The sequence below is a fragment of the Polyangium sorediatum genome (assembly GCF_029946465.1).
Classification (GTDB): Bacteria; Myxococcota_A; Polyangia; order Polyangiales; family Polyangiaceae; genus Polyangium; species Polyangium fumosum.
This window is the reverse complement of record NZ_JARZHI010000032.1, coordinates 80,375-98,492: the sequence shown is the minus strand read 5'-3', so window position 1 is coordinate 98,492 and position 18,118 is coordinate 80,375. Positions and strand designations below refer to the sequence as shown.

Here is an 18,118-nt window from a genome sequence, read left to right as displayed (position 1 = left end):
CCGTATGCGTCCGCTGCTCGCAAAAAGCTTCCATCAGGGAGGCATCTCTGGCGCTGTGGGGACCACGAGCGAGTGGGCACGTGGCGCCATGCGTGATGTCCTGCGTGAAGGTCGCCTGAGCTGGGCGTTCGTCGTGGGAGACTTGTCTTCCGCGGTCGCGCCGGCGCTTTTGTTCTCCCTGGCGGCGTGGAAATCCGAGGGAGCGCGCTGGGACGAGTTGCCCTCCGTGTTCGTGCGGAGCCTCTTGTACTTTTGGCTCTACATTTACGCGTTCTGCCTGCCAAATCAGATCACCGCGATCGAGGAGGACCGGCGAAACAAGCCCCATCGTCCTCTCGTCGTCGGCGCCGTTTCCGTGCGCGGCGCGTGGCTGCGGTGGTTCGTCGTGATGGTCTTGTTCAGCATTGCAGGCGCGTGGCTGGGGGTGTTCGCGTATACCCTGCTTTGGCAGGCCCTCATCGTCGGCAGCAACGTCCTGGGTGGCGCTCGGAGCTGGGTCTTCAAAAACCTCAGCATGTCGCTCGGGATCGTCGCGCAGCTCGGTGCAGCGTGGCAAATGGTGACCCCCCTGACGCCCACGGCGTGGCGGTGGATTCTCTTGCCAGCCGTCGTGATCTTTCCCCTGATCTCCCTTCAGGATCTCCGGGATGTCGAGGGCGACCGCGTGATCGGGCGCCGGACGTTCCCGATCGTATTCGGAGAGAAAGCGACGCGGATCCTGCTCGGAGTCGCGTTCGCGCTCCTGCCGTTCGCCGTGCACGGGGCCGTGATGGGCCCTGCCGGCGCGCGAGGGGCAGCGTGGGTGTGCGAGGGGACGCTCGCCCTCGTGGCGCTCGTGATTGCCGCGCGCGTGGTCCTCCTCCGCTCGAAGAGCGCGGATCACCGCACCTATATGTTTCTCACGTACTGGTATTGCCTGCTGCTCGTGAGCGCGATCGTGATCCTGTGACGGCGCGCGCTGCCACCTTCCGAAAGCGAGGTGTTCCTTGAGGCTCGAAGATCCGCCTGGCCCCGTGGGCCCCCCCCTGATCGGCAACATGCTCGAGTTCCGGAAGGACAGGATGGCCTTCCTGATACGCGCGGCCCGGACCTACGGGGACGTCGTCCATTTCCGCCCGGGGCCCTTTCACGCCTACCTCTTGAACCACCCGGACCATATCCGGGATGTCCTCGTGGGGCGGCCGGCGAAGTTTCTGAAGAACCGGATTCAAGGGTGGATGGTGGAGCCGCTCCTCGGCAAGGGGATGATCATCTCGAACGGCGAGGATCACAGGCGGCAACGTCGAGCGGCCCAGCCAGCGTTCGCCCCGAGGCGGATCGAGGGTTATTGCGGAATGTTCGTGCGCCACGCCGAGGAGGCGATGAAGGCGTGGGGGACGGGCGGCGAGTACGACATCGACACGGAAATGTTGCGGCTCGCCATGAAGAACCTCTGCGAGGCGCTCTTCAACGCGGACACGACGGACATCAGCAAGCGCGCCGAGGAGGCGCTGCCGATCGCCATCGAATTGCTCACGAAGGATTCGGAGCTGTGGGTGCCGCTGCCGAGCTGGTTGCCGACGCAGCACAACCGGAAAAAGAAAGAGATGATCCGGGCGCTGACCGACATCGCGCTGAGCTTCGCAGACGACTGGCGCAAGTCCGGGGTGGACAGGGGTGATCTGCTCTCGATGCTGATGCTCGCGCGTGATGAAGAAGGGTGCCCGATCGCGCAAGCGGAGCTGCGTGATCATCTCGTCACGATGTTCGCGGCCGGCTACGAGACGACCGCGTTCACGCTGATCTGGGCCTGGATCCTGATTGCGCAGCACCCCTCGGTCGAAGCCGCGCTTCATGCGGAGCTCGATCGCGTCCTCGGGGGGCGCGCGCCGACCGCGGAGGATTTGCCGAAGCTCACCTACACGTCGATGGTCTTGAAGGAGACATTACGTCTCTACCCTGCCGCCTGGGTGCTCGCGCTGCGCGAGCCGGTCGAGGATGTCGCGATTGGCGGATATCGCATCCGAAAGGGGAGCTTCCTCTTCATCTCCCCTTACATCATCCAGCGCGATCCGCGATATTTCGACGATCCCGAGCGTTTTGATCCCGAGCGTTTCTCGCCGGACGCGGAGAAGGAGATCCCGCGGGGCGCTTACTTGCCCTTCGGCATCGGCCCACGCGTGTGCATCGGCCAGTCGTTCTCGCAGACGGAGGCGCTGCTCGTCCTGGCCACGCTGGCGCAGCACTATCGCGTGTCGGTGAAGCCGGGCCAACGGCTCGACCCGTGGGGAGGCCTGGCGTTGCGACCTCCGGCGGGCGTCCGCGTCCGGATCACCCCCCGAACGTCCGGCGCGCGGGCTGCGACGGAGGCCATTTCCTCCCCCCCCGCGTGAGGGAGTTACCCTTTCACGCCGCGCAGGTGTTTGATCGAGAATTCCAGCGCGGCGCGAAGGGTCCCCAGGGTCTTGATCGTCCCCAGGTCGAACCCGAGCGTGACCATCGTCGCCGCGACGCTGGGCTGGATACCGGTGATGATGCCTTCGGCGCCGAGGAGCCGGATGGCCTGGATGATCTTGATGAGGTGATTTGCGGTGGAGGTGTCCACCATGTCGACGCCCGTGAGATCCAGGATGGCGATCCGGGCGCCTTTTTCGCTTACCGCCGCGAGCAGGTGATCCATCACCTGCGCCACGCGCGCGCTATCGACCACACCCAGCATGGGCAGGGTCAAGACCCGATCCCATACCTCGACGATCGGCGTGGCGAGGGATTGGATGACAAGTTGCTGCCGCTCGATGAGCGCGAGCTTCTCTTTGAGCGCTACCTCGGAGCGCTTCATCTCCGAGACATCGAGGGAGACGCCGACCACGCCCGTGATCTCGCCCTGCCCGTTACGTACCGGGACATGCCAGGTCTCCCACCAGTTCCCGTAGGTCTCCGCGTACGCATGGTCGAGTTTCCCCTGGAGCGCGCTTTCCACCGGCACCAGGGTCTCGTGCCCTTCATAGGCTTCCAGCATGTTCATCCCGAGGAACTGACCCGGGGTGATACCCGTTTGCGCGAGCCCTTTGCCCGCTTGGTGCGTAATCGTACCCTTCGCATCGATCGCCCACACGACGATCGGCAGGTTCTCCTCGAGGATTCGGAGGATCGCGCCTTTCTGCTGAAGCGCCTTTGCGTTGGGTAGATCGACGTCGATCTCACGCAGCGCTCCATGAACCTCCTTGCCGGCCGAGGAGCGCCGCGCGTGACAGGAGACGATTCGATAGGCTCCGTTTGCCCCCTGGAGCCGGAATTCGAAGGGCGTGTGCGTGGCATCACCGCCGATCCGCGCCCACGCCTCCGCAAACGCGTCGCGGTCGTCCGGGTGAACGCGCTCCACGAGCTTGATGCCATTCCGGCCCTCTGGCCCGAGCCACTGCGCGAGGGTATCGGTGAGGAAAAGCACTTCGCTATCCCCATCCGCAACAAAAAGGAGCTCGGGGCAGTGGGTGAGGAAGTCGGTAAAAACCTGGGCGGGGCTCATGATCGCCGATTGTAGCGATCACCGTCGAACGTTGAAAGGGAATTTGCAGCATCATTGGGTCCCGTACCAGTAAGTAAAACCACTGCGTGTCAAAAATTTGTCAGTTCGCGGCCTTTAGCGACTCCGCTGTGTATGCATCCACGCATATCTCGCTTGAAATATCGCGAAAATAGAGCTTTGCGTAAACACGCGTCCGTGGCAGAATGACAAGTCAACTCGGGCTGCGCATCTCCTGTTGATGCCCAGGAGATTCGCCCAGTTGCGAGCGCACGTGGCGCACGCGTGGTGGGGGAAAGCCACGTGCAATGACGCATGCGTTGGGCGCATGGCATTGCATAGGAGTCTACCCATGAGGCTACCGATCCCTGCGATGGTCATCGGCCTATCTTTGGCGAGCGGAGGTGTCGCGCATGCGACGGACCTCGACGTCCTCGTGAAGGGTGCGAAGCTCCATAGCGCGAACGGGCTCGCATCCGACGGGCTGGGCCATTTGTACGCGGCGAGCGTGTTTGGCAACGAGATCGTCAAGATCCGGGAGCTCGACGGGAAGATCCTGTCGCGCCGGGGGATGGCCGACGGCGTGCAATTCCCCGACGATCTCACCTTGGGCCCCGACGGCTCGATCTATTGGACGTCGCTGCTCGTCGGCCAGGTTGGCCGGCGTAAGCCGAACGGCGTGACGAGCTTTCAATCGGTGGCGCCCGGGGTCAACCCCATCACCTTCTCGAACGGCCATCGGCTCTTCACGGCCCTGGCCTTCCTCGGCGATGCGCTTTACGAGCTGAGCCCCACCTTCAGCGCGCCGCCTCGGCTCATCACGACGAACCTGGGCTTCGTGAATGGAATGGACTGGGGGCCGGATGGACGGCTCTACGGCCCTGTCTCCCTGGGGAAGGAAATCATCAGCATCGACGTCGACTCGTGCGAAAACGCCACCGATCCCTACAACGAGTGCGACATCACGCTGATCGCGGACGATTTCTTCCAGGTGAGCGCGCTCAAGTTCGACGCCTTCGGTCGGCTCTTTGCGGTCGACATCAACGGCGACGTCCTGCGGATCAACGTCGCCACCGGGGCAAAGTCCGTCGTGGCCCGCTTGCCGCTCGGGAACGACAACCTCACATTCGATAGCTGGGGCCGTGTCGTGGTGTCGAACGGCTACGACGGGACCATCACGCGGATCAACTACAATGGCTCGCGCACGATCCTCGTTCCCGGGGGCGCCATCGTGCCCAGCGGCGTGGCCGTGCTCGCCGACGGATGCGACGAGTCCGTGTTCGTCGGCGATTTCATCAAATTGCGTACGTTCGACGGCGACACCGGCAAACAAACGGCGTTCGCCCCGACGCTCGCCGGCGTGCCCGGAGCCCTCCCGCCCTCCATTACGGCGTCGCGGGACGGCGATCATATCCTGACCACGGCGTGGTACGGAAATAGCGTCGCCGTGTGGGATCCCGCGGCCGAGGCGGTGGTGGAGACGTATCCGGGCTATGTTCAACCCCTGAACGCGATCAAGTTTCAGGGCCACCTGGTGGTAGCTGAATATGGCGCCGCGCCCGGCGCCGCGCGGGTGATTCTCCAGGTCGGCGCGACACGTATCACGCTGACGGATACACTCGCCGTGCCGACGGGGCTCGCGGCCGCGGGCGACGATCTCTGGGCTGCGGACTGGTCGTCCGGTACGGTGTGGCAGCTCATCGACGACGGCGTCCATCTCGCGTCGCCGCTCCTCGTCGCATACGGACTTTCGAATCCGGAGGGGCTCGCGGTCGATCTGGATGGCACCTTGCTCGTGGTCGAGGCAGGCGCAGGGCGACTTTCGAGGATCGATCCCGACACGGGCGTGGTCTGGACCGTGGTGAGCGGATTGTCCCCCGGGCTTCCGGCGCCCGCTGCGACGCCACCGAGTTATTTCTTCAGCGGCGTCGACGTCGGCCCCTCCGGGACCATCTACTTCTCCAATGATGCGTCGAGCCGTGTGTACCGACTGACCGATTGAGCCGGCGCTGCCCCAAGGCGTCGACCGACGCCTGCTCGCGGATCACCACCATCCCGACGGCGAGGCTTCCGGGCCGGTCGTGTTGATGCGTAGCCCTTATGGGCGCAGCGCCCTGTTCGGCACAATGGCGGCGCTCATGGCCGAGCGGGGGTTGCAGGTCGTGGTGCAGAGCGTCCGAGGCACGATCCCCGCGCTGCCGGCGCAGGGAATACGCCTCGCGCCCGGGAGCGTTCGTTCCCTCATGCGTAGCTCCCTCCACGCCGTCCTTCGCCCCTTGCTGGCCCTCGGCCTCGCGGGCCTGCTCTCCACCGCCACGCGCGACGCCGCGGCTTGTTGGGACGGCTGGTACGCCGAGATCGGCGGCGTTGACATCCGCCGCGTCCTCGACGTCGCCGAATGGAACCCCGAGCACGCCCGCGAGTCAGCTCGCTGGGGCGCGCGCATCCATGCCCTTCTGCCGCCGGGCGCGGCGCTCTCCATCGAGTGGGACGAGGCGACCTGCGAGAGCGACCAGGGCGCGTGCGGCGCGGTGACGACGATCGCCGCCGGCTCGGAGGACCTGCCAGCGGCGTTCCGCGCCGTGGCGAAGGTGTTTCAGGTCCCCGCCGCCAAGGTGCGGAAGGCGCGCGCGCTCGAGCCCACGCTCTACACCGTGCAAATCTTCGCCGGCAGCAAGCGCCGCGCCCTCGCCGTGAAAGGCCACGTGGCGGCTCTCGATGCCGGCGAACACGGCTTTTTCGTGGAGGGAGGGTTCCCCGCGACCAAGCAAACCGCGCACGTCCTCCGTGATCCCGAGGCCAGGGGCCCGCATCGGGTGATTGTCGGCACGTTCTTGCGCCGCAAGGAGGCCGAGGCCGCGCTCGTCGGGCTGCGCGCCAAGGGCTTTGGCGGATACGTGCGCACGTTGCCCGCAGGCAAGGCGATCGACGAGGCGTCGTTCACGAAGATGGGGTGACGGGCGAGGGCTTGTCACGATTCCCCGCCCGGCGGTACGTTGGGAAGATGCGCGCGCTCGTCCTCGCCTCGATGTTTCTGCTCCCCCTCTGTGGTTGCCCCGCCAAACCCGAGGCCGACAGGGCGAGGCCGGCGGCGCAAAACGAGACCTCGACGCCGAAGACGACCTCGACGGGCGACGCCAAGGCCGCCGCGGGGCCGTTCGTACGCGAGCGCGTCGCCCATAGCGATGCGAAAGGGCTCGACGCGTGCGCCTACCTCGGCGGCATGGGGTTCGCTTGCCTCGACGCTTTGATCGCCGAGAAGGACCCGATCGTGCGCCGCTACATGCGCAGGTTGAGCGACGCGGACGCGCGGCAAGCGTTCGACAGGCTCCAGCGAGGCGAGGTGACCGGCGTCGCCCACGCGGAGATGTCCATGGGGTGCGCGGACAGCGGGGCCTGCGGCGCGACCAAAGACATCGGGGACGATGGGTATGCGTGTCTGACGAAGGCCGAGATGGCGCGGCAGGAAAAACAGACCGCGGAGGCCCAAGCCGCGCACGCGCGCGCCTGCAAATGCAGCCCGGAGCGGGCGCAGATTCCGGTCATGGGAGGCTTCCTCGCTTGTGACGGCGCGACGCCCGTCGAGCGTGGAAAAAACCTGACGGCAGAGGAAGCGGCCGAGGTCCGGGCCTGCGGCGAGTGCGACGCGAGCACAGGGCCCGCGGCCTGCGCCAAGGAGCTCACGAGGCTCTCGAAGCGCGACGGCGATCCGGATCTCGCCAAATACATCGAGACCGTGCACGTGCCTCGTTGTCGCCGCCCCTGATCTACCTGGCCTTGCGCCGCGTCGCCCTCGCCAAGACGAATGCCGCGCCGACCAGGAACGCGGCGGCCGCGCCTCCCTCCTCGCCGACCGCGCAGCCCCCACAACCGATGCTACGTCGAGGCAAGCCTTTCGCCTCGTACTGGCCGGGCGGCGGCACGTAGGCCGTGGCCACTTCGCCCGTGCGCACGCAGACCGAACGCTTTTCACAGCGGCGCGGGGCATCGCAGGCCGCGCCCGGGCCACAAATGCCGAGCGCCGCGTCGTAGGACCGCGGCGGGCCGCTCGGATCGCGCCGGCTGTAGATCGACCTCGTTTCGACGCAGGCCGTCACCTCGCTACACGTCTCGTCCCCCGCGCAATCCCTGTCGCTCTGGCACGTCGCGAGCCGACATTCGCCGCCAATCTCACCGCGCCACCCCGATGGGCAGTTCGTCGGCGCCTTCTTCTCGCAGCGCGAGCCCCCATGATCGGAGACGCCGACCTTGCCCGGCGCGCAAAACAACGGCTTGGCGCCGACGACGTCGGCACGCGCCGGCCCGGTCAGCGCGAGCATGACGACCACGAGGCCGAGGAGGATGCAGGCGAACCGATGCATCCAACGACGATCATCGCACCAAGCAGCCCGCGTCAAGCCCGGATCACCCGACCGCCTCATCCAACCCGCCGCGGCGTGCTACACAGCCCCCCGATGTCCGAGCCCCAAGAGACCCCCTTCGACCGCATGGGCGGCGAGGCCGCCGTCCGGAACCTCAGCGAGCACTTTTACGATGCGATGGACCGCGACGAGCCCGCCCTCGCCAAGCTGCACGAGCTCGACGAGCAAGGCCGCGTCTCACGCCGCAGCCGCGATCGTTTCGCATTGTTCCTGATCGGCTGGCTCGGCGGCCCGCAAGATTACATCGCGCAGAACGGCCACCCACGCCTGCGCATGCGTCACGCCCGCGTCCCCGTCGATATCGCCATGCGCGACGCCTGGATGCGAGCCATGACGACCGCCATGGACGAGGTCGGCGTGGCGCAAGATCTCCGCACGTTTCTCCTCGGCCGTCTGGCCGATGTCGCCGACTTCATGCGCAATCGGCCAGGCTGAGGGGGGAGTTGGAGCGTTTCGCCGGGGTTTCACCCCGGGCCCGACCAGGGGCTCTTCGCCCCTGGACCCGAACCAGGGCGCAGCCCTGGACCTTTGGTGCATCGACCGCGATGCGGTCGATGCCAAAGAGGGTGTTCGCTAGAAGAGGACCGGCAGCGCCCGCAGGCCCCGCAGGAAGGATTTGGCCCAGCGGACCTCCTCGGGCGGCACGGCGAGGCGCATTGCTGGGAACCGTCGGAACAAGGTGTCGAAGGCGATCTGGCCCTCCACCCGCGCCAGCGGCGCGCCGACGCAGAGGTGAATGCCCTTGCCGAAAGCGACGTGCCGCTCGGCCCCCTGGCGCGTGATGTCGAAGGCGTCAGGGTTCGAGAAGCGCGCCGGGTCGCGATTCGCCGCAGCGAGGCCCACCATGACAGGCTCGCCTTTCGGGATGCACGCCCCGCCGAGATGCACGTTCTCCTTGGCGATGCGCGCCGTGACGAAATCGACCGGGCCCCAGTAACGCAGCGTCTCCTCGACGACACCCTTCGCGAGCGTCGGATCCGCCTTCAACTTGCCGAGCTCCGTCGGATGCTGGAAGAGCGCGAAGGCCCCGTTGCCAATCAGGTTCACGGTGGTCACGTGCCCCGCGAGGTACAGGAGAAAGACCGTCGACAGCACCTCGTCCTCGCAGAGCTTATCGCCCGCCTCCTCGGCCCGCAGGAGGTCCGTGATCATGTCCTCGGCCGGGGTTTGGCGCTTGAGGACGAAGAGGTCCCGCAAATACGAGGTGAACTGGCGCAACTTCGCGAGCGTCTCGGCATCCATGCCGCCGGTGCGGCGTCGGTCGGCGCGCAGGAGGTTCTCCGTCCATTGTTTTACCTGCGCGCGATCCGCGAGCGGAATGCCGAGCATGTCCGAAATCACCGTGACCGGCATCGGATACGCAAAGGCCTCGATGAGGTCCATGCGGCGATCGGGCGCGCGCTCGCCGCGGGCCTCGGCAGCGTGCTCCGCGGCGTCGAGCAGCTCGTCCGTGAGCTTCTGGATGCGCGGGCGCATCACCTCCATGGCCCGCAGCGAGAAGCTCGGCTGGATGAGCTTGCGCAGGCGCGTATGATCCGGAGGATCCTTGGAGAGCAGGCTCTCCGAGAGCAGGCGTAGCTCCTCGATGACGGGCGGCAATTTGTCGCGTTGCTCCGGCGTTAGGGCCGAGCGTCGATCGGAAGAGAAGCGGCCATCGACCAGGGCGGAGAGCACCTCGTCGTAATGCGACACGAAGAGGTGCTCACGCGTGAGGAAGTCCTCCAGGTTGGCCGCGCTTTCGTCGCCGCCCGCGTCCGTGTCCGCGAAGGAGACGGCGACGACGGGGCCCTGGGCCCGCGCGGCCGCGTAGTCCTCGATGACCCGTCCCGGGTCGAGCGACAACGTCACGGCCCCCGTCGCCTTTTCGCGCTCTCCATTGGATCCGTTTTGCATGACGTCCTCCGCCTGCGCACGCGCGTGGCGCTCGCGTCGCCCAGCCATTCTAAGCGTCGCGCGCGGCGCGTCCACGCAGGGAGGTCGTTCGTCAACGGGAAATCGTCAGGCGGGAAATCAAGGAGGGGCTGGCAACCGAGCGAAGGGCTCGGACGCGGCGTCACGCCTCTCGGCGCGCGACGCGCGACGCCCGGATCCCGCGGTGCGACGGCAATGTCTCGATCGTGAGCGCCTCGGCTCCCTCGGCCGCCCGCGCGACGTCGTCATCGACGAGGACCTCCCCGTCCCGCGCAGCGCCCGCGAGCTCGGTGGCCTCCTGGACGGCCGCCCCGAGGATCATGCAATGCGAATGAAACGGCGCGCCGAAGGTGCCCACCGTCAGAAGGCCCCGCGCCACGCCCACGCGCGCGCGGACGAACGGCGCCCCGTGCCGCGCCGCGATCTCGGCGGTCTGCTCGATTTGATGGAGGGCCGCGTGCATGGAGGCGAGCTCGACCTCGCTCCGATCCTCGCCGAGCGCGCCGAACGCAAAGAGCATCTCGTCCCCACGCAAGGCGTGCATCGTGCCGGCCATCGTGAACGCCGCCGTCGCCGTGGCCTCGGAGAGCTCGTCGACGAGGACCTTGAAGCGGCGCGGCGGCAAGCGGTCCGCGGCCATGTCGAGCCCGGAAAAACGAAGCACGAGCGCCGTGGCGAGGCCACGCGCAGGCACGCCCCCGACGAGCTCCGCCCCCGGCGCGCCCGTCTCGCCGCGCGCGGGGCCAAAACATCGTTCGAGGAGCAAACGCTTTTCGGCGTCCGCGCGTTCGCCGAGCGCGTGCAGGCGGAGCGCGGCGATCCGCAAGAGCCCCGCGACGAGCGAGGCGTCGTACGAGGAATATGCCTTGCCGTCGGCGCGCGCGCCCACGACGATCACGGACGCCGGCGCGGCGGCGGCCCCGGCGGCGCCCTCGGCCCCGTCGAGCGGCAGGACCAGGAAGGCATGGGCGTCGAAATGGCCGAGGCGCGTGAGGCTGCGGCGAATCTCGTCCACGGGCGTGCCATGCACGGGCTCGCGGGTCGCGCCGCTGAAATCACCGTCGACGTCCGCGCGGGGCCCGGTCACGGAGCGAGGGCCGGTCACGGAGCGGGGGCCGGTCATGGATTGCGAGGGCGGCGCGCCGGGGGCTCGCGCCCAGTAAATGCCGCCGTCGCCGCGCTCGAGGAGGCGCGTCGTGCGCGGGGAGAAGCAGCGCCGGATCGTGTCGACGAGCAACGTGACGACCTCGTCCTCGGTGGCGGCATTGGCCACGGCGCCGGCCATTTCGTCGAGCACGGAAGCCGCGTCGACGTCGGCGCGGCGCTCGAAGAGGCGGCGGAGCCGGAGCGAGACGGGCTCGGCCGCCGCCACGACGGCAGCGACCCCAAACGTGGCGCCGAGGCCGAGGTACATGCCCTCGGAGCCGGAAAACGCATACGCGAGGCCGCCAAAGGAGAAGGCCACGGCGGCGAAGACGGCGCCGAGGACGACGAGCATGGCGAGGACACGGGAGATCTCGCGGAGCGCGACGTCGACGTCGAACATCTGCCGGCGCTGGATCTGGTGCGCGAAGGCCGCCGGGAAGCCCGCCAGGGGGAACATCGCAAGCCAGCTCAAGCCGGCCACGGAGGAGGTGTGGAGGCCGAGGCTGATCGGCACGAGCTGGAGCACGAGGCTCGGCAGGACGGAGAGGCCCGCGGTCCACAACATGAAGCGCGCCGATTGCCGCGCGGAGAGCGTCCGGCCGCGGAAGCGCGTGTAGAGGAAGGAGCCGAGCAGCGCGAGGAACCCGAGGAGCATCATGCCGATGCCGGCGCGGGTGCAGGCATTGCCGATGGCAGGATCGGCGCCGACGGTCGTCCACGTGACGAGCAAGGCGAGCGCCGGCACATACGGGATCCAGAGGAGCCACGGGCGCTTTCGCGTGGCGCCGCCGAGGCCGGAGAACGCAAGCGCGAGGTGGACCTCGGCCGCGCCGGTCGACGAGCAGCCGAGGTAATAGATCCAGGTGAAGGCGCTGTCGACGAGGTCGAAATCGACGGAGGCAATGAGGAAGAGGCCGACGGCGCTGGTAAAGGCCACGAGCGCCTGCACGGGGCGCAAGGTCGGCCGTTTCCAGCCGGCGACGCCGCCGACGAGGAGGAAGAGAATCGCGGCGAGGAGCCCGGAGGCGTAGAGCTTGAAGAGCGAGGCCCAGCCGAAGGGGGTGACCGGCACCGCCACGTCGTACGTGTGATCGTCGCGGCGGAGGGTATACGTGACGGGCGTGCCCGGGGCGAGCCGATGCACGTAGTCGTGGACGTCCCTGCCCCGACGTACGGGCCTGCCGTCGACCGCGAGCAGAGCGTCGTAGGGCTCGATGCCCCGTTCGATCCCGGGCCAGGTCGGCTCCACGACGGCCGAGACGAGCAGGCCCGCCTCCACGGTGAATCCGGGGAACGTCGCGCGCGCGACGCGAGGAAACTCGGCCACCGCGACGAGGGCAAAGAGGCACGTGGCGAGGATCCACCCGCGCATCCCGAGGCTCGTGAGCCGCCCCGCCGCGGCCACGGGCGCCGGCGCCGGCTCGCTCTGGAGCGCCCGGAGATCGTCGGCCATCTCGGCGGCCGTCGAATACCGCGCGTTCGGGTCCTTTTCGAGCGCGCGCATCACGACGCGCCCGAGCTCGAGGGGAATGCCGAGCTCCGGGCGGCGCTTGTCGGGCGGGACGGGCGCCTTGTGCGTGAGCGCATAGGAGAGCTCGGCCACGCTCGCGCCCTCGAACGGAGGTTCGCCCGTGAGCGCGCGGTACATCATCGCGCCGAGTGAATAGAGGTCGCTGCGGCGATCGATGGGCTGTCCCCTCGCCTGCTCCGGGCTCATGTAGCGCGGCGTGCCCCAGATGGCGCCGGTCTCGGTGAGCTCGGTGGACTCGTGGTCTTCGAGCTTGGCGATGCCGAAATCGAGGAGCTTGACCACGGGCTCGCCGTCCTTGCCCGGCCCGCGCGCGGCGAGGAAGACGTTCTGCGGCTTGATGTCGCGGTGGACGACGCCGCGCCGATGGGCGTCCGCGAGGACGTCGAGGAGATCGAGGGCGATGCGGGTGACGCGCGCCGGGGCGAGCGGCGCTTCCCGCTCGATCAAGCTGCCGAGCGTCTCGCCCTCGAGGTACTCCATGACGAGGTAGAGCGCCCCGTCGTCGGTTTGTCCGAAATCATGAATGACCGCGGCGTGCGGGCTCGATAGCTCCCGCATGATGCGCGCCTCACGGCGGAAGCGGTTCACGACCGTGAGGTTGTCCGCCATGCGGCGGTGCAGGATCTTCACGGCCACGCGGATGTTTTTCCACGCGTCGCGGGCGAGGAAGACCTCGCCCATGCCGCCCACGCCGAGCTTTCGTTCGAGGCGATACCGCCCGGCAATGGTGGCGCCTAGGGAGGTCTCGGTCGCGGGCGGCGGCACGCTCGGCCTCACGCTGCGCGGCGGCAGCTCGACCTTCGTCGGCGCGTCCTCGCGGCTCAGGCTCTCGTCGCGCTCCGTGTCGCCCTTCACGCCCGAGACGGTACCACGAGGGAAGGCCCCCGCGAAAGCGCCTCGTCTTTCAATACGAACGGTGCTCCCGGGCCGGCGTGGGCTCGTAATGGGGCACGCCCATCATCTCCGACTTTTCGGATCCCACGCGAGGAAGTACGCGTGGGGCGGCAATCGTCCTACGGCCCCGAGGGGACGTGGTGACGGAACGGGCGCCGCGCGTACCGCACGGTGGCAACGATCAGGGCATATGCATTGCACCGGGGGCGCAGCGAGGAACGGGCGCGAGAGGGTTCGCGCGTGGTCCTCGTCGCAAGGAGGCATGTATGAACAAGGGTCGTACGATCGGAATGGGTCTCGGAATGGCGATTCTCGTGGTGGCCGGCGCGGCGGCGGCGGGGACGCCGGGCGGATTGTTCGGCAAGCTGAACAAGGCGCGCGCGCGGCACCACGCGTCGCAGGTCGAGCGCGTCGTCCAGGAGCGCGCCGAGACGAAGGCCGAGACGAAGATCGAGCACGCCATCCAGGGACGCGCCGGGGCGAAGATCGAGCGCGCCGTCGAGGAGCGCATCGAGACGCAGCGGGATGTCGGGATCCAGGGAGCGCTCGCGATCCAGGAAGAGGCCGGAAGCCAGGCTGAGGCCGGAAGTCAGGGCGAGGCCGGGTTCCTTGGCGAGGTCGGACTCCAGGAAGACACCGGGAGCATCCAGGAGGCGCTCGGGACGCAGGAGAGCTTCCTCGATTCGGAGGAGGTCGAAGCCCAGGAGTAGGCGGATCAAGGAGGCACGGGCCGGTAGGTCTTCACGACCGGCTCGCCCGTGCTGATCCACCGAAAATGGTCGACGAGCGCGGCGCTGTCGAGGACGGCGTCGCCGGAATCGTAGACGGCGAAACGAACGGTGAACGTCTTGCCCCCCTGCATCGGCGCCGCGGTGGTGAGCCAGCCCGTCGCGCCGTGCCCCTGCCCCGTGTCGTATCCCGTGCCCGAGAGCTCGCCCGCGCCGAGGCTGCAAGGATAGACCGTGCCGCCGACGCTGCACGGCGGGCCGCCCTGGCACGCGCAGACATCCAGAAAGACGTTGTTCACGCTGATGACGTTGCCCTGGCCGTCGAAGGAAATGTTGCCGTCGGTTTGTCCCGGCGGCGTAGGCGAGAGCAACGCGACGAACGCGTCGTTGAAGGACGAGCAGATGAAGGACGGGAACTCGGCGGTATAGTAGTTGAAATCGAACGAGAAGCCGACGGTGCCGATCGGCGCGCGTAGTGTCACCTCGAGAGCCACGCCGTCGTAGGGCTGGCCGGTGAGGACGCCGGGGCAGGCGGGCGAGCTTTTCGGAAACCCCTCCGGCGGGGCGTGATGGTAGTTCTTGGTATACCCGCCCATCGGGGCCGCATAACCGGGCTCGCCGGGGCGGCGGGCGGCGCCGCTGGAGAGCGCGAGCAATCGTTTTCCAGCCCGCGGGAGCACGTTCGGGCCAAAACCATCGAAGAGGCCGTGCCCGAGCGCATAGGGAAGGTCGTATCCCGGGGGAATGGGGGTGCCGTCGGGCAGCACCCAGCGCGCGTCTTGCAAGCCCGGGTCGTCCGGGCCCGCGGCGAGCGTGCAAAGCTCGATGGCCTGCGCGGCATGGAACGGATCGGCGTCGTCGAGCGCGAGGTCGTCGTCGCACGGCGCGTTGTTCACGCCGCCGCCATTTCCACCGACGCCGCCGCCATTTCCTCCGACGCCGCTGCCGCTGCCGCTGGACGACGGCGCCCCGCCTTCCCCGCCGGCGCCGCTGCCACCGGCGCCGTTCCCGGTCGTGGCGCTCGTGGTCACGGAGGTACCGTCGCTCGTGCTGCTGCTTGTGGGATCCCCCGGGTCGGGGCCGCCGCCCGCTCCCCCGCTGCCGCTGCCGCCGCCGAGCGAGACGAATTGGCCGCAGGCGGCGGCGAGGACGGCGAGCGCCGGCAGGAGGGAGAGCGGGACGGACGTCGTGCGCATGAGCGAGAGGATCACTCCATCGGGCGGGATGTGCCTACGACGCTGTTCGGCTGCGTGGTCCAGCGGAAGTGGTCGATGAGGGTCGCGCTGTCCAGGACCGCGTCGCCGGAGTCGTAGGTGGCAAAGCGCAGGGTGAAGGTGTCGCCGCCCGTGATGGGCGCGGAGGTGGTGAGCCAGCCGGTGGCGCCGTTGTTCTCGAAGCCCGTGCCCGCGAGCTGCCCCGGGCCAAACGCGCAGCTCGGGCTGCTGCAGACGTCGAGGAAGACGTTGTTCACGCTGATGATGTTGCCCAGGCTGTCGAAGGAGATGTTGTCGTCGGTCTGGCCCACGGGCGTCGGCGAGAGCAAGGCGACGAAGGCGTCGTTGAAGGTGGAGCAGGTGAAGGCCGGGTACTCGGCGGTGTAGTACGTGAAGTCGAAGGCGAAGCCCTGCGCGCTGTTCGGGGCGCGGAGCGTGACCTCGAGGGCGACGCCGTCGTAGGGCTGGCCGGTGAGGACGCCGGGGCAGGCCGGCGAGGGCTTCGGGAAGCCGGCCGGCGAGGCGTGCGTGTATCCCTTGGCGAAGCCGCCGCTCGGGCCCGTGTAATCGGGATCGGTCGGGCGGCGAGCGGCGCCGTTGGAGATGCCGAGCATGCGGTCGCCTTTGCGCGTGGCGACGTTGGCGCCGAAGCTGTCGTAGATGCCGTGGCCGAGGGCGTAGTTCGCCTCGTAGCCCACCGGGACGGCCGAGCCGTCGGGCAGCACCCACTTGGCCTCGATGAGGCCCCAGCTATTCGGGCCGTTCGCCGTCTTGCAGATTTCGATCGCCTTGGCGGCGTTGTACGGATCGGCGTCGTCGAGGTCGAGGTTCTCGTCGCACTTGGGAGGGCCGAAGTCCTCGGGCGGCGCGCCACCCGAGCCGCCCGTCCCGCCGCCCGAGCCACCTGTCCCACCTGTCCCGCCCGTACCACCCGTACCGCCTGTGCCGCCGCTGCCGCCGGGACCCGCGGTCGGGACGCCGGAGCTGCTGCTGGAGGTGTCGGGATCGGGGGCCGCACCGGTGCCGCCGTCGCCGTCGTCGCCGCCGCCCGCCGTGACGGTGCCGCCGCACGCGGCGAGCACGAGCAGGGACGCAAACGAGAGCGACAACGTGGAAAGAGCAAGTCGATTGTGCATGGGGGTCTCCTGGGCCGACGTGAAAGAGGGGCCGACGCTACCGATGGCCGGGGAGGACCGAATCGATCACGGAATCGACGGGCCACCGGCGAGGGCGCGGAGGCGCTCGGCATAAGGGCTCTGCGGGTGGGCTTCGAGGAAGCGGCGGGCGCGGGCCGCAGCCGAAGCGTCGCCGGCGCGGGAGAGCGCTTCGATCCGAAGGACCTCGGCCTCCAGGGCGAGGTGGCCGCGGGGGAAACGCGCAGCGTAATCGTCGAGCGCGTGGAGAGCGCGGGGGCCATCACCGGAAGCGAGCGCCTCCCGCGCGACGCGCAAGGCCTGGAGCTCGGCAGCGAGGCGCGCAGCGCGGTCGGTCGAAGCGCTCGGCGCCGGGGCCGTGGGGGCACGTTTTCCTTTGGGCAGAGCCGTCGGTTGGGTGAGCGCGGGCTCTTGGAGCGCGCGCGGGGCTTCGGGGGGCGTCTCGGCGGTTTCGCTGGGTTCCGGGGGAGATGCGGCGGCGACCAGGGACGTGCGCTCCCGCCACGCCGGCGCAAATCGGCTCGCCGCCACGGGGACGTCGCTCTCGCCTCCCGCGACGCCGACCGCGATCCCAATGCCGAGGGCCGACGCGCCGATCACGAGCGTGACCCATTTCGCGAACGCGCCCTGCAACAAGCCCTTCGTCGTCCCGGCCGAGGCCGCCTTCGTCGCGGCCATCGCGCCGACCCCCGCAGCCGCGCCAATCAGCGCAGCCCGCCGCTCGCGGGCATGCTTCGCGTCGAGCGTGCGGGCCGAGCGCAAGAGCTCCGCCCCCAGGTCGTCCCCCTCGACGAGTCGCTCGGGATCCGTCATCGAATGCTCCGTTTCTTGCGCGCCTGGACCCGCGAGAGCTCGGCCTGGAAAAGCTCACGGCCACGGCGCAGGCGGGACGCCGCCGTCCCGAGCGGGATCCCGAGCAAGCTCGCAATCTCCGGGACCCTCATCTCCTCGAGCTCGAACAGGACGAAGACCGCGCGCACATCGAGCGGCAGCGACTCCAGCACCTCGTCCAGCATCACACGAGCCCGCCGCTGCGCGAGCAACTCCTCGGCATCAGGCCCCGGTTCCGGCGGCTCCAGCGGGAGCCCCTGCGCCTCGTCCTCCGAGAGCGAGACCTCGCCCCGACGCCGCATGGTTCGCCGCACCTGCATGGCCACGCGCATCGCCGTCCCAAACAAGAAGGCCCGCTCGCTGCCAGCGGCGATCTCCTCGAGCCGCCGGCTCAGCACGATGAAGACCTGTTGCGCAGCATCGTCCGCATCGGCATCCGGCACGCCGAGGCGGCGCACCGAGCGCCAGACGAACTCGAAATGCTCATCCCGGATCGCCCGGAAGCGCGCCGCCGCCTCCCCATCCACCGGGGCCACCGAGAGCGGCGACGACAGGGCCCAATCAACCCCCTCGCCCCCCTCCTGCGTGGTCCCCACGGTCGTCATCGTCCCCCCGATGTCGCGAGCGCCGCGTTTCGATCACGAAAACGACAGGTCTCGTCGGGGGGCGTCGCGCCGGGGCGCTGCCCCGGGCCCCGCGGGGGCTGTTCGCCCCTCGACCCGAACCAGGGCCAGCCCTGGACCTCGGGGGGAAGAACTGCGCGATGCGCAGTTCTTCCCACAGGCC

15 protein-coding genes are annotated in these 18,118 nt (G+C 68.7%); 7 read left to right on the top strand and 8 right to left on the bottom strand.

All coding sequences use genetic code 11. The annotated features are described in order from the left end of the window. Window positions 1-88: 88 nt before the first annotated feature. Together QHF89_RS29560 and QHF89_RS29555 are read left to right on the top strand one after the other, a co-directional pair. On the top strand, window positions 89-949 hold the full coding sequence (locus QHF89_RS29560; RefSeq protein WP_136970074.1) for a UbiA family prenyltransferase: 861 nt from the start codon (window positions 89-91) through the stop codon (window positions 947-949). Window positions 950-1,013: 64 nt separating this feature from the next. Continuing rightward, window positions 1,014-2,372 carry a cytochrome P450 gene (locus tag QHF89_RS29555; protein WP_136970073.1) on the top strand — a complete coding sequence of 453 codons (1,359 nt, stop codon included), beginning with the start codon at window positions 1,014-1,016 and terminating at the stop codon, window positions 2,370-2,372. Between the two features lie 5 nt (window positions 2,373-2,377). Here the strand turns inward: QHF89_RS29555 and QHF89_RS29550 are convergent, their stop codons facing one another. Then, window positions 2,378-3,505: an STAS domain-containing protein gene (locus QHF89_RS29550; protein WP_136970072.1), complete on the bottom strand. Its 1,128-nt coding sequence runs from the start codon at window positions 3,503-3,505 to the stop codon at window positions 2,378-2,380. A 349-nt stretch (window positions 3,506-3,854) separates the two neighbouring features. On the opposite strand from QHF89_RS29550, the gene QHF89_RS29545 reads away from it, so the two are divergent. Genes QHF89_RS29545 through QHF89_RS29535 form a run of 3 tightly spaced genes read left to right on the top strand, consistent with a single transcriptional unit; the run spans window position 3,855 to window position 7,268 of the window. After that, the gene (locus tag QHF89_RS29545) at window positions 3,855-5,504 is read left to right on the top strand and encodes a hypothetical protein (RefSeq protein ID WP_284721081.1); all 1,650 of its coding nucleotides are present in this window, start codon (window positions 3,855-3,857) and stop codon (window positions 5,502-5,504) included. Next, window positions 5,500-6,459: an SPOR domain-containing protein gene (locus QHF89_RS29540; RefSeq protein ID WP_342763975.1), complete on the top strand. Its 960-nt coding sequence runs from the start codon at window positions 5,500-5,502 to the stop codon at window positions 6,457-6,459. Before QHF89_RS29545 ends, QHF89_RS29540 begins: the two co-directional genes overlap by 5 nt. A 47-nt stretch (window positions 6,460-6,506) precedes the next feature. After that, window positions 6,507-7,268 (top strand): hypothetical protein, encoded by a 762-nt coding sequence (locus QHF89_RS29535; RefSeq protein WP_136970070.1) that lies wholly within the window; start codon window positions 6,507-6,509, stop codon window positions 7,266-7,268. Window position 7,269: 1 nt separating this feature from the next. Here QHF89_RS29535 and QHF89_RS29530 read toward each other — a convergent pair whose 3' ends face one another. Next, the gene (locus tag QHF89_RS29530) at window positions 7,270-7,863 is read right to left on the bottom strand and encodes a hypothetical protein (protein WP_136970069.1); all 594 of its coding nucleotides are present in this window, start codon (window positions 7,861-7,863) and stop codon (window positions 7,270-7,272) included. A gap of 93 nt (window positions 7,864-7,956) precedes the next feature. On the opposite strand from QHF89_RS29530, the gene QHF89_RS29525 reads away from it, so the two are divergent. After that, window positions 7,957-8,358: a group II truncated hemoglobin gene (locus QHF89_RS29525; RefSeq protein WP_136935866.1), complete on the top strand. Its 402-nt coding sequence runs from the start codon at window positions 7,957-7,959 to the stop codon at window positions 8,356-8,358. 138 nt (window positions 8,359-8,496) lie between these two features. Here the strand turns inward: QHF89_RS29525 and QHF89_RS29520 are convergent, their stop codons facing one another. Next, window positions 8,497-9,816: a cytochrome P450 family protein gene (locus QHF89_RS29520; RefSeq protein WP_136970068.1), complete on the bottom strand. Its 1,320-nt coding sequence runs from the start codon at window positions 9,814-9,816 to the stop codon at window positions 8,497-8,499. A gap of 160 nt (window positions 9,817-9,976) precedes the next feature. Next, window positions 9,977-13,366 carry a protein kinase domain-containing protein gene (locus QHF89_RS29515; protein ID WP_136970067.1) on the bottom strand — a complete coding sequence of 1,130 codons (3,390 nt, stop codon included), beginning with the start codon at window positions 13,364-13,366 and terminating at the stop codon, window positions 9,977-9,979. A gap of 305 nt (window positions 13,367-13,671) precedes the next feature. Between QHF89_RS29515 and QHF89_RS29510 the strand changes: the two genes are divergently transcribed. After that, the gene (locus QHF89_RS29510) at window positions 13,672-14,115 is read left to right on the top strand and encodes a hypothetical protein (RefSeq protein ID WP_136970066.1); all 444 of its coding nucleotides are present in this window, start codon (window positions 13,672-13,674) and stop codon (window positions 14,113-14,115) included. A gap of 5 nt (window positions 14,116-14,120) precedes the next feature. On the opposite strand, the gene QHF89_RS29505 is transcribed toward QHF89_RS29510, so the two are convergent. The 4 genes from QHF89_RS29505 to QHF89_RS29490 all read right to left on the bottom strand — a co-directional run bounded on the left by QHF89_RS29505 (window position 14,121) and on the right by QHF89_RS29490 (window position 17,937). After that, window positions 14,121-15,329: a choice-of-anchor L domain-containing protein gene (locus tag QHF89_RS29505; RefSeq protein ID WP_284721080.1), complete on the bottom strand. Its 1,209-nt coding sequence runs from the start codon at window positions 15,327-15,329 to the stop codon at window positions 14,121-14,123. 11 nt (window positions 15,330-15,340) lie between these two features. Beyond that, window positions 15,341-16,483, bottom strand: a complete 1,143-nt coding sequence (locus QHF89_RS29500; RefSeq protein ID WP_136970063.1) for a choice-of-anchor L domain-containing protein — start codon at window positions 16,481-16,483, stop codon at window positions 15,341-15,343. Window positions 16,484-16,549: 66 nt separating this feature from the next. Further along, window positions 16,550-17,314 (bottom strand): outer membrane protein assembly factor BamD, encoded by a 765-nt coding sequence (locus QHF89_RS29495; RefSeq protein WP_136970062.1) that lies wholly within the window; start codon window positions 17,312-17,314, stop codon window positions 16,550-16,552. Further along, window positions 17,311-17,937, bottom strand: coding sequence for an RNA polymerase sigma factor (locus tag QHF89_RS29490; protein WP_136970061.1), 627 nt, complete (start codon window positions 17,935-17,937; stop codon window positions 17,311-17,313). The genes QHF89_RS29495 and QHF89_RS29490 overlap by 4 nt, the downstream gene beginning before the upstream one ends. Window positions 17,938-18,118 lie beyond the last annotated feature (181 nt).